The sequence below is a fragment of the Thermodesulfobium sp. genome, assembly GCF_053498235.1.
The window spans coordinates 1-15,747 of sequence record NZ_JBRCUV010000057.1 but is presented as its reverse complement, the minus strand read 5'-3'; the positions used below and the strand labels follow the sequence as shown (position 1 = coordinate 15,747).

Genomic DNA, 15,747 nt, shown 5'->3' with positions numbered 1-15,747 from the left:
GGATTAAATATTATTAAAACAATAAAATAACAAGATAATTTTTTTTAAAAATTTTTTTAAATAAAATGAATTAAAGCTGATTTTTGAAACTATTAGTTTTTTCTAATATAATATTTTGGGTTGGATATGGTATCTCTATATTATTTTCATTGTAGAATTTATGAATTGACTTGATCAATTTGTGTAGTACTATAAATTGATCTGAGTATGATTCTACCCTGATATATATTGAAAAAGTAATACAAGAATTATCAAATTTTTGATATCTGAGTATTGGTTCGATGTCCTTTACACACCCAGGTGTACTTTTAATAAAATTTTTGAGAAAATTTATCGTTTTTTCTTCTACATCATCAAGATCGCTGTCATACGAAATGCCAACCTGTAAGCTAACGCTAAAATTTTCTTCTGGAAAGGAATAGTTTGTAATTATTGAGGTAGAAATTTTTGAATTTGGTATTATTATCATATTATTATCAGGAGTTAAAAGAGTGGTATTTCTCCAGTTTATATCTGTAACCTTGCCTCTTTGTCCATTTTCAAGAATTATTGTATTCCCTGGCTGAATCTTTTTCGATGCCAATATATGGATTCCTGCAAAAAAATTAGACAAAGTATCTTGTAAGGCAAGTGAAACTGCTAAACCGCCTACTCCAAAAGTTGTAAGTATAGGGACGTCTGAAATTCCAATTCCTTCAAGGATTACTAATATGCCCAAGAATATGACAGCTACAAATATTACGTTTGATATAATGCTGGTAGCGGGCAAGATGCTATCATTTTTTGAGAAATAGTGAATTAAAATTTTTGAAGATATTCTTGCTAAGAAAAGAAAGATTATAAATATTTCTAATGAGGTAAAAATTTTATTTATAAAAAAAGAATGTTGATAAGTAAAAGGGTAGTTATAGAGTGCAAAGTGCAAGCCTATAACAAGAAAGAATATTGAAAAGGTCCAGTTAAAAGACTTTATTACAATTCTTAGCAGATAATTTTGTGAAAATCTTGTGTTTAAAAACCTTGTTAATATGATTTTTTCAATAATAAAACCGCATAGGGTAAAGGAAATAAATAGAACTATAGGCTTTAATAAGCTTTCTAAGAAAAGAAATATAAGTAATACCTCCTCATTGAATTGACCTTGCTTTTTGATCCTGCTTTAATTATATCAATTTTTCCAAATCTTAATCGCTTTAGTGTGTTTTATACGATTGTGTTAAATGAGTTTTAAATGTTATAAAATAAATTAATATGAAAATTAAGATAACATCAATAATTTTACTTATGCTATTTATTACTGCAGTGTCATATGCTGCTGGTCTGGATGAAATTTATGAGCAGGCTAAGGAGAAACTGCAGAATAACGATGCATTAGGTTGTTCGATTGAACTTACAAAGGCTCTTATGCAGATGGATGAAACCAACCCCTTGCGAGATAAGTTTTTAACTCTAAGAGGAAGATGTTTTTATATGGATGGTAATACAACTGAAGCATCAAAAGATTTTGAGGAGGCTATCGGGTTAAATCCTAAAAATAGCGAAGCTTATTGTGGTTTGGCTAGGATTAAAGAGGATTATGGTGATATAGATAGTGCTATAAGTCTTTATACGAAAGCAATAGAAGTAAATAACCAGGATCCTCAAGCATATTTTGGTAGAGCTGTTGATTATTATTTAGAGAAGAAATTCAATCTGTCTCTTGAGGATGTTAACAGTGCAATTAGTTTAGAACCTAAAATGGAATATTTTTTATTTAAGGCATCATTAGAGCAAAATAGCAATAAAATTAATGATGCACTTTCTACTATAGAGAGCGCTTATAAGTTGTTCCCTAACTCAGTTCAAGTTCTTGAATTTAAATCAAGCCTTGAGTTTCAAAAAGAGGATTATAAAGGTGCACTTGCAGACGTTGATAAAGCACTTGAAATTGATGCAAAAAAACCTGATCTTTTCTTCCTTAAAGGGAACATACTTTATAGTATGAATGATTTTCAAGGTTCTTTAAAAGCTTTAAATGTCGCTATATCTCTAGATCCAAATCAGAGTGATTTCTATGCAATGAGAGCAAAAATTGAAGATTCTTTAAAACAACCAAATAAGGCTTTGGATGATATTAATACTGCCCTATCTATTTCGCAAAACAAATATTATTATTTTCAAAAGGCTTACTACGAATATGAACTGAATAGATACAGAGAAGCAAAAAGGGATATAGATGCTGCGCTTGAATTAGATCCGGAGAATGAATCGTTTAAGAATTTGCAGGAGTCAATAATTAAAAAGTTATAGGTATTTTTTATATTGTAAATTGTAACTTGTGGAGGTAAAATGTGGGCCTTTTTGATCCGATTGCTCGAGTCTTTAATAAAAAGAAAGATAAAGCTCAAGACCAAAAAAAGTTAGATACCTGGAAGTATTTTGAAGACGGTTCAAAATATAAAGGGGATTTAATAAATGGTATTCCTAATGGATTTGGCATTCTTATTGAGTCAAATGGCAACAGGTATGAGGGAGAGTTTAAAGATGGGAAATTAAATGGCAAGGGGAAGGCTTTTTATGATGGAGTGGGAACATATGAGGGAGAGTTTAAAAATGGCTTAAGACATGGTAATGGTATATTTGTATTTATGGATCCAAGCCCATCAGCAGGTGTCAAACTTGAAGGAAGATGGGAAGATGACGAAATGGTTCAAGGCAAAGAAATTTGGCCTGATGGTAGGACATATGAGGGATCGTGGAAACATGGCAAAAAATTTGGTAAGGGAGTTTTTAAGTGGCCTAATGGAAGTGTGTACGAAGGAGAATATAGAGACGATCAGTTTTGTGGAAGAGGAATATATATTTGGCCTAATGGTGACAGATATGAAGGAGAATGGAAAGAGAGTAAATGGGAAGGACAGGGTATTTTCACTTCAGCTAATGGCGACAGATACGAGGGATTTTTTAAAGATGGTATGAAGAACGGTTATGGAATAATGTACTATCACAATTCAACTAAATATGAAGGTTTGTGGAAAAACGATTTGTATGAAGGTAGGGGAAAATTCTACTATAAAAACGGCGATAGATATGAAGGAGAATTTAAAGAGGGGAAAAAATATGGTGACGGAAAAATATTTTATTCATGCGGTATAGTGTTTGAAGGGAAATTTGTTAATGATAAGATAGTTGGGAAGGGTATCATTTACTTTGAAGGAAAGACCTATGATGTTGAGTATGTAAATAATAGGTTTGTTGGTGAAAGGGTAATTTTTTGGCCTGATGGCAGAAAATATTTTGGAGATATAAAGGACGGTTTAATGTATGGTAAAGGTATTTTTTGGTGGCCCAACCAAAGTAGGTTTATTGGGGAATTTAGAAATGATCAGTTTTTTGGCAGTGGCAAATTGGTATTATCGAATGGTCTTGAGTGCGATGGTGAATGGAGAGATGGAAAATTTTATAGTACTATAGTTTTAAAAGATTTGGATGGCAGAAAGTATGAAGGTATTTTTGAAGACGGAGAGTTTAGAGGCAAAGGTGTATTAACTTGGCCAAATGGTGATAGATATGAAGGGGAATGTAAAGATGGGAAAAGACATGGTAAAGGGAGATTTGTGTCAAATAAAGGTGATATATATGACGGAGAGTGGAAATTTGACAAGAGACACGGTTACGGAGAATTTTTTGCTGCCAATAAAAATCATTACATTGGTGAATGGGATTCAGATTTTTGGGAGGGTAAGGGCATTTTAGAACATGCAAATGGAGATAGATATGAGGGGGAGTGGAGCAGGTCAAAAAGACATGGTTTTGGAACAATGTATTATGCAGACGGTAGAGTTGAGAGGGGATATTGGTTTGATGGTGTTTTTAAGGGGTCAAAAAAATATTAATAAATAATTCTAAATTTTTAAAATTTATGCTATCTTAGATGTTATAAAGAAGAATAGAGGTGATGTTATTGAAGAGGTTTTTAGTTTTTGTATATATATTACTTTTTACATTTGCTTTGAATAGGCTTTCTTATGCTGATGAAAACCAGATGATTAAGGGTAACATAGATTTTGGGATTAAGCTTATGAATGAAGTGAGAAATCATGAATTTGATAATGATGTAATCTTTTCTCCGATTGGGTTAGGGCAGTCACTAAGCGTTCTTGCAAACGGTGCTGTAGGTTCTACTCTTGATCAGATAAACCTTGTTCAAGAGCTTAATGGGTATAGCGAATCTGAGATAAATTCTTTCTGGAAGAAAACTGTTAACCCAAAACCTTATGAATTAGATAAAAAAATGTTTATTTTTACAAGATCCTCTCTTTGGGTTCAGAACGGGTTTACTTTTAATCCAGAGTATATGAAGACAATTAATTCTTTCTATCCAGGATTTGATCTTACTTATGTAAATTTTTCTGATAAATATACCCCATCTGCTATAAACGATTGGGCTAAGACAAGCACGAATCACCAAGTTAAAAGTATAGTTAGTAAGAAAGATGTCAGTAAAGATACAGTGCTGTACTTGATAAATATCACTTATGCTAAGATAGCGTGGAAAAATGAATTCCAAAAAGATCTTACAAAAAAGGGAACTTTTTATCTTTCAAATGGTCAGACTGCGAAAGCTTTATATATGAAAACTACGGGAGACTTTGATTATTATGAAAATAACATTTTTCAAGCTGTAAAGGTTGATTTGGCCGATCCAGATCTAGAAGCAGTCTTTTTCTTACCAAAAGGTACGAAGACTCTTATGAATATCTATAAGAATATGAATGGCGAAAATTATTTCGAATGGTCTTCAAAATTTAAGAAAAAACATTTGATGCTTGTAGTTCCCAAAATGGATCTCGAATATAAAACGTCATTTATACCTGAATTTAAAAGTATAGGAGTTGGAGCTCCTTTTGATCAAAGTTATGCTGATTTTAAAAATATGTTTAAAGTTTCAAACTTTGCTTTTGTTTCAAACGAACTTTCTGATAGCTTTCTTAAAATTGATGAATATGGAGTGAACAAGACTTCTTTTGATAAAAATGTCAGGGACGTTGTAGATTTTAATCACCCATTTGTGATGGTTATTGCAAATAAAAAAACAAATGCTTGGTTATTACTAGCTTCTATAGAAAATCCCCATCCTTATGAATGGTTTGAGATTTTATAGTATTTACAGCAAAAAATATTTATGTTAAAATAAAACTTTGCACATTTTTTGGGCGGATAGCTCAGAGGTAGAGCACTTGCTTCACACGCAAGGGGTCGTAGGTTCGATTCCTACTTCGCCCACCACTCTTTATCTTTTAGGAGGGATATGCATAAAGCTTCAAAGATTATTAAAATTCTTTATTTTTTTGTCTTTCTTTGTTAGAAGATGATAATCTGGTTTATCTTTATCTTATTTAATCTGTTTAGTTATGTCGACTTGTTCTTTGATTTCTTGGGTTTCTTTTTTAAAGCTTCCAATTGTTTTTCCTATATCCTTTGCAATTTTTGGAAGTTTATTAGGACCAAGGATTATCAAAAGAACTACAATTATCATTATGCTTTGTTGCCAGCTTATCATTTTCCCAATTCCTTTCTTTTTCTGGAGTTTCGTTTTTAAATGTTATTCTTATTAACTTTGATTGTGTTATATTTTATCTTTTTTCTTCCAGAGATGCAAGAACTTGTCTTGTGAGGTGTATTTATGAGAGATGTATTAGTTAAACCCCGTATTAAATATATGGGTGAGGCTTTGAGTGAAAAGCAGAAGATTGAGGCACCCATACCAAATCTTTTGGATCTTCAAAAGAAATCCTACGAAAAATTTCTGTATCAAGGAATTGGAGAAGAATTAAGCTCCTATTTTCCGATTGTTGATGCAGGAGACAGGTATGAATTATCTTTTGTTTCCTATCGGTTAGAAGAACCAAAATTTTCTGAAGAAGAGGTTCGAATAAAGGATAAAACCTATGAAGCTCAGATAAAGGTCAAGCTAAGACTTCTTGATAAGCAGAGTCAAGAAGTTATTGAATCTGAAGTCTTATTGGGTGAAATACCAATTATGACAAAGCGCGCAACCTTTATTATAAACGGTTCTGAGAGAGTTATAGTTAATCAACTTACAAGATCACCTGGTGTTTATTTTAAAGAAGATAAAGACCTTATGGATCGAAAGACTTTTGTTGGAACGGTAATACCTGTTAAAGGAAATTGGATAAATTTTGAAGCACCTTCGAATGGAACAGTTTGGATTAGAATTGAGAAATCAAGAAAATTACCTGTTTCAATTTTTCTTAAAGCTTGTGGGATTGAACAGTCAAGAATTGAAGAGGCTCTTGTAGACGATAAATTTAGAAAGGCAACTTTTGCCCAGGATAATACGCAAAATAGAGAAGAGGCTCTCCAGGAATTTTACAAGAAAATTAGGCCGGGGGAGGCACCAAATCCTGAGGCAGCTAAGGGAATTATTAATAATAGATTTTTTGATAAAAAAAGATTTGATCTTGGGGAAGTTGGTCGCCTTAAAATAAATGAAAAATTGGGATTAAATGGTATCGTTCCATTGGACTGTGTAGTTCTTCACAAAGAAGATATGCTTGCAATCGTTAAATATCTTGTAAATCTTCACTATGGAGACGGTACTCTTGATGATATTGATCATCTTGAAAACAGAAGAGTTAGATTGGTTGGGGAGCTTGTAAGACAAAAATTTAGAGAAGGCCTTTATAGGATGGAGCATGTGATTCATGAAAGAATGTCTCTATATAAAGGTACTACTAAGCTTAAAATAAGCAATATTATAAACAGTGGTCCTCTTACTGTAGCCTTACGTGAATTTTTTTGTACAGGTCAATTATCCCAATATATGGATCAAACTAATCCTCTAGCAGAACTTACTCATAAGAGAAGAATTTCTGTGCTGGGTCCTGGAGGTTTAACGAGAGAGAGAGCAGGATTTGAAGTAAGAGATATCCATCCTTCTTACTATGGTAGATTTTGTCCGATTGAAACACCTGAAGGTCCAAATGTTGGTTTGATTAGTTCACCTACTATTTATGCTGTTGTGAATGACTATGGTTTTTTAGAAACGCCATATAGAAAAGTTAAAAACGGAAAACTTACTGATATTATAGAAAGCTTTACAGCCAGTAAAGAAAGGAACGTTTATATTGCTTCTGCAGACGTAAAAGTTGAAAACAAAAGGATTGTAGGAGATACAGTAGTAGCTAGGTATAATGGTGAATTCCATCAAGTACCACCAGAAAAGATTGACTATATTGGTGTTTCTCCAAAACAAATGTTGAGTTTAAGTTCTTCTCTAATCCCTTTTGTAGAACATAATGATGCAAACCGTGCTTTAATGGGTTGTAACATGCAGCGTCAAGCGGTGCCTCTCGTTATAGAAGAGGCTCCTTGGGTTGGTACGGGCATGGAAGTTGTTGCTGCAATCGATTCTGGTATGGTTCATGTGGCAGATAAAGATGGGACTGTTAGAAGTGCTGCTGGTGGAAAGATAATTATTGATTTTGATGATGGTACTTCAAAAGAATATAAATTAATGAAATTTGTTAGAACAAATAATGCAACTTGTTTTAACCAAAGAGCTTTGGTTAGAGCTAAAGATAGAGTTAAAAAGGGTCAGATTCTTACTTCGGGTTGTGCTACTGACAATGGTGAATTAGCTCTGGGTCGAAATGTTCTGGTAGCTTTTATGCCTTTTGGTGGTTATAACTTTGAGGATGCAATTTTAATTAGCAACAGACTTGTAAGAGAAGATGTTTTCACTTCTATTCACATTGAGAGTTATGAAATTGAAGCTAGATCCACAAAATTGGGTGATGAAGAAATAACGAGGGAAATCCCGAATGTTTCTGAGGAAGCTAGAAAAAATCTTGACGAACAGGGCATTATTGTAGTTGGCACTGAAGTAGATGCTGGTGATTATTTGGTAGGTAAGCTTACTCCAAAGGGAGATGTCGAGCCTCCTTCTGAAGAAAGGCTACTCAGAGCAATTTTTGGTGACAAACTAAAAGATATGAGAGATACATCTCTTAAATTACCTCATGGAGAAAAAGGCAAGGTTATTGATGTTAAAGTTTTTTCTAGAAGTAAGGGAGATGATCTCCCACCTGGAGTAATAACTAAAGTAAGGGTTACGGTAGCTCAATTGAGAAAGATCTCTGTGGGCGATAAGATTACTGGTAGACACGGTAATAAAGGTGTTATATCTAAGATTTTGCCTGAAGCTGACATGCCCTATTTGCCAGATGGAACTCCAGTTGACGTAGTTTTGAACCCATTAGGTGTTCCTTCGCGAATGAACGTTGGACAGATTTTTGAGGTGCTTTTAGGTTTGGCAGCTGGAGTACTTAATAATTTTGGGAAAGATAAAGACGTTAAATATAAATTTGAAGCAACTCCCTTTGACGAATCTTTTGGTGAGATGGCATCTGAAAGGTTTGTTGAAGAATACTTGAAGAAAGCAAGAGAAATTAAGCCCTTTATTGGAGAAAATGGTAAGGTTACTTTATATGATGGTAAAACCGGGGATCCATTTTTATCTCCTGTAACTGTGGGTTATATGTACTTATTAAAGCTTGTACATCTTGTAGATGATAAGATTCATGCCAGGTCAACTGGTCCATATTCTTTAATTACTCAACAACCACTTGGGGGTAAAGCTCAATTTGGAGGGCAAAGATTTGGTGAAATGGAAGTGTGGGCGTTAGAAGCCTATGGTGCGGCAAATGTATTGCAAGAGATATTAACTATAAAATCGGATGATATTACTGGTAGAACAAAAGCTATGGAAGCAATTATTAAAGGCAAAAATCTTGGAACTCCAGGTTTGCCTGAATCATTTAAGGTTTTGGTAAGAGAACTTCAAGGCTTAGCACTTGATATTACTCTCATACATCAAGACGGAAGCCATATTGATTTAGAGAGAATAGATGAAGATGATAATAATGTGTTACAAATTTTGAAACCGGTAGATACAGAGGTTTAAGTAGAGTAATAAATTTGGTTTAAGAATATCAAATTTTGAAAGGGAGGAAATAGCTTGGAACCCTTTGTTGAAATTAGCGAGGATAATAAACAAGTTAAAGATAAGACTGCTTCCAAACTTGTTGCTATAAAAATTGGCCTTGCATCTAGTGAAAAAATTAGATCTTGGTCAAAAGGAGAAGTAAAAAAACCAGAAACTATAAATTATAGGACCCTAAGGCCTGAAAGAGGAGGTCTTTTTTGTGAAAAGATATTTGGTCCTACTAAAGATTATGAGTGCTATTGTGGAAAATATAAAAGGCCTAGGTATAAGGGTACAATTTGTGATAGATGTGGTGTTGAGGTTACATCTTCAAAAGTAAGAAGACTAAGAATGGGACACATTGATTTGGCAGCACCTGTCGCCCATATCTGGTATTTTAAAGGAACTACAAGTTACATAGGATCTGTTTTAGATCTTTCAAATAAGGAAGTTGAAGAGATAGTATACTTTTCAAGATATTTAATTTTGGATCCAAAAGATAGTGGCTTACAAAAATTTAAAACTTTATCGGAAGATGAATATGAATATTGGGTGAAACAACTAGGTAGGTCCGCAATTGAAGTAGAACATTTAAACGATGGAAATTATCAAGTTATAGATCCGAAAGGTACCTTTCTTGAAGCGGGAAGAATCTTAACACCTGACGAATACGAATATTATACCTATAGCTTTGGCCAGGATTATTTTGTTGCAAAAATGGGTGCTGAGGCTATTAAAGAAGCTCTTGAATCTATTAACGTGGAGGAACTGAGCAAGCAAATTAGAGAAGATATGAATTCAACATCAGCCCAAAGTCCAAAGAGACTCAAGATGATAAAAAGATTTAGGGTTTTAGAATTTTTCAGAAAATCGGGTGCTAATCCTGCTTGGATGGTTTTGGACGCAATACCCGTTATTCCCCCAGATTTAAGGCCAATGGTTCAGTTAGATGGCGGTAGATTTGCTACTTCGGATTTAAACGATCTATATAGAAGAGTAATTAACAGAAACAATAGATTAAAAAAGCTATGCGATATGGGTGCTCCGGAAATTATTATTCGAAATGAAAAAAGAATGCTTCAAGAAGCAGTGGATGCGCTCTTTGACAATGAGAGAAGGCTTAAACCAGTAACAGGAACTCATGATAGGCCTCTTAGATCTCTTTCTGATATTATAGAGGGAAAACAGGGACGTTTTAGGCAAAATTTATTAGGGAAAAGAGTTGACTATTCAGGACGTTCTGTTATTGTTGTCGGGCCAACACTAAAATTGCACCAGTGTGGTTTACCTAAAGAAATGGCTTTAGAGCTTTTTAAACCTTTTGTAATTCATGAACTCATTAAGAGGGGCTTAACGGGAAATGTAAAAGGAGCAAAGAGAAAAATAGAACGAGGTGAAAATGTTATATGGGATATCCTAGCTGAGGTTATACAAGGGCATCCTGTTTTTTTGAATCGTGCTCCTACACTTCATAGATTGGGCATTCAAGCATTTGAACCAGTTTTGATAGAGGGTAAAGCCATACAACTTCATCCCTTAGTTTGTACGGCTTTTAATGCAGACTTTGATGGAGACCAAATGGCTGTTCATGTTCCATTATCTCTTGAGGCTCAAGCTGAGGCAAGGGTATTGATGCTTTCAAGCCATAATCTATTATCTCCTGCTAATGGGCAACCATTAGTTACTCCTTCACAAGATATGGTTTTAGGTCTTCATTATTTAACAAGTTTTGAGAAGAATCCAACTTTTAGAACTGAAGAGGATGCGTTGGATGCTTACAAAAGAGGAGAAATTGATGAAACTAGAAAAATAGACGTTTATTGTGAAAGAGTTAATGGCTACCTAACAACTTGTATTAAAAAAATAAGATCTGGGCAGCCATTCTTATTTTTTATAGACAAAAATGATGCTATTACTAGGTATCAAATGGATAGTGTAAGCTCATCATTTGATTTTAAGCTTAGTATTATTGACAGGATTGCTTTGAAAATAAATAATGAATTTTTGTCAACTAGCGTAGGCCAAATATTATTTAATGAGATTTTGCCAAGTGAGTGGCCTTATTATAGAGAACCGCTTACAAAGAAAAGAATTGGGAAGATAGTAAGGCAGTGTTATGAAGATTTTGGTCTTACAAGGACAGTAAAACTGGTAGATGATTTAAAGGACATGGGTTTTAAATATGCAAAGGAATCAGGAATATCAATATCTATTGATGACCTTGTGGTCCCACCGGAAAAGAAGGAAATTATAAAGAAAGCAGAAGATGAAATTAGAAAGTTCGACGAATTTGTTTCTGAGGGAACTATGACTCAAGAAGAAAAGGATGCAAAGGTGAGAGAAAAGTGGAATATGGTAACTGATGAAGTCAAGGATAGAATGAATACCAGTATGGGTGAAAGAAATCCTGTATTTATGATGGCAAATTCAGGTGCTAGAGGCAATATTGATCAGGTAAGACAACTTGCTGCAATGAGAGGGCTTATGTCAGATCCGCATGGAAGGATTATTCCTATCCCGATAAAAGCAAACCTTAAAGAAGGAATGAACATGATGGAATATTTTATTTCAACATATGGAGCAAGAAAGGGTTTGGTTGACACTGCATTGAGAACTTCTAACTCTGGGTATCTTACCAGAAGACTGGTTGATGTTGCTCAAGAAATAATTGTAAGAGAAGAAGATTGCGGCAGCGAGGAGAGTCTAATAGTAACAGATATATATGATGGTACTAAGGTAGTATTAGAACTAAAAGAAAGAATAATTGGTAGATTTAGTGCTGAAGATATTTATGATGTTGATGGGAAAATAATAGTTAAAAGAAATGAACTGATAACTCCCCCTGTAGCTGATAAGATAGTTGATGCAGGAATAAAGGAGGTAGCTGTAAGGTCTCCTTTAACTTGTAAAACCCCCCATGGCGTGTGTCAAAAGTGTTATGGCTGGAGTATGGCTACTAGGGAAGTTGTAGAACTGGGAGAAGCTGTAGGTATTATTGCTGCTCAATCTATAGGAGAGCCAGGCACTCAGCTTACTATGAGAACTTTCCATACTGGTGGAGTAGCCCTTCATAGAAGTAAACACATTGAGAGATCAAAGATTAGTGGTTTAGTAAAGTTTGATTCTATTAAAACATTTACTTTTTTGAATGATAATATCGAGAATACCATAGCTATTTCTGAAGGTAATATTATTATAAAAGGTGAAACAACTGATAAAGTTTTTGTGAATAGAGGGATGCTATTGCACGTTAAAGATGGATCCCTTGTAAAAGAGAATGATCTTTTGATTGAAGAAGATGAAGACAATGAATATCTTATAGGAGAAAAAGGTAACACGGTTTACTATACGATGCCTATTGAAGAAAGAATTATTTCTGAAAATAATGTAATAACAATTGCTTCTCAAAACGGCGAAGTCTTGTTTACCAGGGAAAAACCAGTAATAATAAAAGTCAATGCCAACCTTGATTTGAAAGTTAAAGACAGGGAAAAGGTAGTACCAGGTAAGGAGATTGCTGAAGGTATTACAAGTCCAGTTTTGGGTATGGTGATTATTCCAAAAATCGAACCAGTTTTGGATTCTGAAACTGGCGAGATGGTTACTCACGTATATATTTATCAGGGAGATTTTGCTTCGTGTAATAAAAATTCAAGACTATTTGTAAAAGATTCAACCAAATTAAGTGCTACTACATTGGTTGCTATTTCACCAAAATCAAAGGAAAGTGCAGTTAAAACAAAGGATATTATTCAAGGTTTACCGAGAGTTGAGGAACTTTTTGAGGCTAGAAAACCAAAAAATGCTGCAATACTTTCTGAGATAGACGGAATAGTTCATATTATTGCCAATAGTGATACGGACCCAATTAAAATCATTATAGAGGGTTTAGATGAGACAAAAGAGATTGTTGTTCCTGCGAGTACGCAACTTCAAGTATCAGACGGTGCCTTTGTCAAAAAGGGAGACCCGCTTACAGAAGGTCAATTTTATCCTCAAGATATACTTAGAACAAAAGGCATTGACGCTGTGAAGCAGTATATAGTAAATGAAATACAAAAAGTATATAGGGATCAAAGCGTCTCAATTCATGATAAACACATTGAAATTATAGTTAGACAAATGACTAAAAGGGTAAAGATTAAAAATGATGGTGATTCTGATTGGTTGCCAGGAGAGTATGTTGATAGAGGTGAATTTGAGGAAGTTGTTAAGGAACTGACTTTACAGGGGAAAACTCCTCCAGAGGCTGAGGATGCAGTACTTGGAATTACTAAGTCATCTTTGAACACCTCATCATTTATTGCTGCTGCCTCTTTCCAGGAGACTACTAGAATTTTGACCGAAGCATCTATTAGAGGTAAAGTAGATTATCTAAGAGGTTTAAAAGAAAATGTTGTAATAGGCAGGTTGATTCCGGCAGGGACTGGGTTTGATTTGTATGAGAAATATGATTATATTAAAGTAAGTGATAAATAATTTTAATGAAATCTAGTATTTTTAATTATATAATTCTGCCATAATAGAGTATACAATTTTGGGAGGTTTGTATGTACGGACAAAGAGGAAATAAATTGAAGGAAATTTTAATGAAATCCATCTTCTTTTTTGTAGCAGCATGCCTTGGAGGAATATTGGTACTTGGTGCAATATGGGCATTTCCTGCGTTTAGGCCGCCTGTAAAAGTTACACCTTCAACAGCAGTAGCAGCTATGGATATTTCAGTAGATTCTCCTATTGTTGAGGCAGTTAAAAAGGTTATGCCAAGTGTAGTTCAGATAAATACCTTAATGTATGTAAAAAATCCTATATCTGACTTTTTTGGAATTCCAATGAAACCAATTCCAGAAGAAGGGCTTGGTTCGGGAGTTATTATTAGAAGTGATGGCTTAATTCTTACCAACAATCATGTAATTGCAAATGCTACTAAGGTCAAGGTAACTCTTTCTGACGGAAGGAAGTTTGATGGGGAAGTTATTGGGGCAGATCCTGTTACAGATTTGGCAGTAGTTAAGGTAAATGCTACCGGTCTCCCTGCGGCAGAACTCGGTTCTTCTTCAAATCTTCAATTAGGAGAATGGGCTATTGCAATTGGTAATCCATATGGCTTTTCTGGTACAGTAACTCTGGGGATTGTTAGTGCTCTTGATAGGAGGGTTCAAACTTCTGCGTATAGTGCTGGTCCATTTATTCAAACAGATGCTGCAATAAATCCTGGAAATTCTGGTGGCCCTTTGGTAGATATTAATGGTAAAGTGATAGGTATCAATACTGCTATAATACCTTATGCACAGGGCATAGGATTTGCAATCCCAATTGACACCGCAAAAAACATTTTGAATCAATTGATAACCAATCATGAAGTTGTGCATCCCTATCTTGGCATTGATATGTTACCTGTGGATCAGTATCAGCTTAGTCAGATGGGAATTAAACAAAATGCAGCTGTATATGTTGCAAAAGTTTTGCCTGGATCTCCTGCAGAGCATGCGGGAATTTTGCCTGGTGATATAATTTTGAAAATCGATAATAAAGAAGTAGATATTTATACCTTACCTAATATAATACTTTCACATAATGTGGGAGACGTTATAAAAGTGACTATTTTTAGATCTGGAAAAATCTTAACTATACCTGTTACTCTTGAACCTAGACCTGCAAATATGAAATATTAGTAAAAATTGTTTATCTCTTTCTTTTTTGAACCTAAAATTTTAAAGATAGTGTAAGCTCTTTTTCTAACAGACTAAGCGATGAGAGTGTTACATCTTTTAAACGAGGGTGAGCTTAGTTGGCAGAAAACTTTTGCAAACTTTGTATCTGGATTGTGTAAGTACGGAATAGAAAATTTTATAGCTATGCCAAATGTTGGCTATACTTATGATTTTCTAACTAATTATAAAATTGGGCTGGCTACAAGGCCAGCCTTTAATATTATTCCTATTAAATTTAAAGGATTTTTCGATCCGTTCTCATATTTTAAACTTGTCAATATTATTAAGGACCAAAAGATTAATATTATTCATTCTCAATTATCTAGGCCAGCACTTTATGCTGGGCTAGCGAAAAAGCTGACTGGGGTTAAAGTTGTTTCCAGTGCTCAAAAAATTAGTTCTATAAAATATTTTTTTAATTCGGATATCGTAGTTGCGTGTTCTAAATCTGTTGAAGAAGATTTGGTAAAAAGAGGTTTTTCTGGTAAAATTTCTCAAATTTATAATGGGATTAACTTTGATGAATACTATACTAAAAGAATTGAAAAAGAACAAGCTAAAGCAAGACTTGGTATCAACCCTGAAACTATCTGTGTAGGAATTGTAGCAAGGTTAACAAAAATGAAGGGACACAGCCTTCTTTTTGAATCCTTTAAAAAAGTTAAAGAAGATTTTAAGGGTAGAGCTATATCTCTTGTGGTGGTAGGAGATGGTGAGTTATTTGCTGAGCTTAAATCTTTAGCAAGAGAACTTGCAATAGAAAAGGATGTCCTCTTTCTTGGTAGAAGGGATGATCTAGTTGAGTTGTTGTGTGCTTTTGATCTCTACATTTCTTCTTCAATAGGAAAAGAAGGATTGCCTACAATTTTAATAGAGGCACTTTTGATGGAAGTGCCTGTAATTGCTACTGATATAGCGGGAACAAAAGAAATAATTATTGATAATAAAACAGGTTTTTTGGTAAAACCTGATTCTGAGTCAATTTATGCTTCTATGAAAGATTTTTTTATTAGGTTTTATAATAAAGATGAAAGTATAACTAAG

General features: G+C 34.1%; 9 protein-coding genes and 1 tRNA gene. 8 read left to right on the top strand and 2 right to left on the bottom strand.

Features of this window, described 5'->3' with window-relative positions:
* Positions 1-70: 70 nt before the first annotated feature.
* Positions 71-769, bottom strand: a complete 699-nt coding sequence (locus tag ACWIUX_RS08090) for a mechanosensitive ion channel family protein (RefSeq protein ID WP_448590222.1) — start codon at positions 767-769, stop codon at positions 71-73.
* Between the two features lie 482 nt (positions 770-1,251).
* On the opposite strand from ACWIUX_RS08090, the gene ACWIUX_RS08085 reads away from it, so the two are divergent.
* The 4 genes from ACWIUX_RS08085 to ACWIUX_RS08070 all read left to right on the top strand — a co-directional run bounded on the left by ACWIUX_RS08085 (position 1,252) and on the right by ACWIUX_RS08070 (position 5,268).
* Positions 1,252-2,289, top strand: a complete 1,038-nt coding sequence (locus ACWIUX_RS08085; protein WP_448590221.1) for a tetratricopeptide repeat protein — start codon at positions 1,252-1,254, stop codon at positions 2,287-2,289.
* 41 nt (positions 2,290-2,330) lie between these two features.
* Positions 2,331-3,875, top strand: a complete 1,545-nt coding sequence (locus ACWIUX_RS08080) for an MORN repeat-containing protein (protein WP_448590220.1) — start codon at positions 2,331-2,333, stop codon at positions 3,873-3,875.
* Positions 3,876-3,943: 68 nt separating this feature from the next.
* Positions 3,944-5,143 (top strand): serpin family protein, encoded by a 1,200-nt coding sequence (locus ACWIUX_RS08075; protein ID WP_448590219.1) that lies wholly within the window; start codon positions 3,944-3,946, stop codon positions 5,141-5,143.
* A gap of 50 nt (positions 5,144-5,193) precedes the next feature.
* Positions 5,194-5,268 (top strand) — tRNA-Val (locus tag ACWIUX_RS08070).
* Between the two features lie 106 nt (positions 5,269-5,374).
* On the opposite strand, the gene ACWIUX_RS08065 is transcribed toward ACWIUX_RS08070, so the two are convergent.
* Positions 5,375-5,542 carry a Sec-independent protein translocase subunit TatA/TatB gene (locus tag ACWIUX_RS08065; RefSeq protein WP_448590218.1) on the bottom strand — a complete coding sequence of 56 codons (168 nt, stop codon included), beginning with the start codon at positions 5,540-5,542 and terminating at the stop codon, positions 5,375-5,377.
* A gap of 123 nt (positions 5,543-5,665) precedes the next feature.
* Between ACWIUX_RS08065 and rpoB the strand changes: the two genes are divergently transcribed.
* From rpoB to ACWIUX_RS08045, 4 genes are all read left to right on the top strand, one after another.
* A complete protein-coding gene (rpoB, locus tag ACWIUX_RS08060) occupies positions 5,666-8,968 on the top strand; it encodes a DNA-directed RNA polymerase subunit beta (protein ID WP_448590217.1) in 3,303 nt (1,100 codons plus the stop codon).
* 54 nt (positions 8,969-9,022) lie between these two features.
* Positions 9,023-13,468, top strand: coding sequence for a DNA-directed RNA polymerase subunit beta' (gene rpoC, locus ACWIUX_RS08055; protein WP_448590216.1), 4,446 nt, complete (start codon positions 9,023-9,025; stop codon positions 13,466-13,468).
* Positions 13,469-13,539: 71 nt separating this feature from the next.
* Positions 13,540-14,664: a S1C family serine protease gene (locus ACWIUX_RS08050; protein WP_448590215.1), complete on the top strand. Its 1,125-nt coding sequence runs from the start codon at positions 13,540-13,542 to the stop codon at positions 14,662-14,664.
* Positions 14,665-14,742: 78 nt separating this feature from the next.
* Positions 14,743-15,747 (top strand): glycosyltransferase (locus ACWIUX_RS08045; protein ID WP_448590214.1); only part of this gene is annotated, 1,005 nt, incomplete at its 3' end.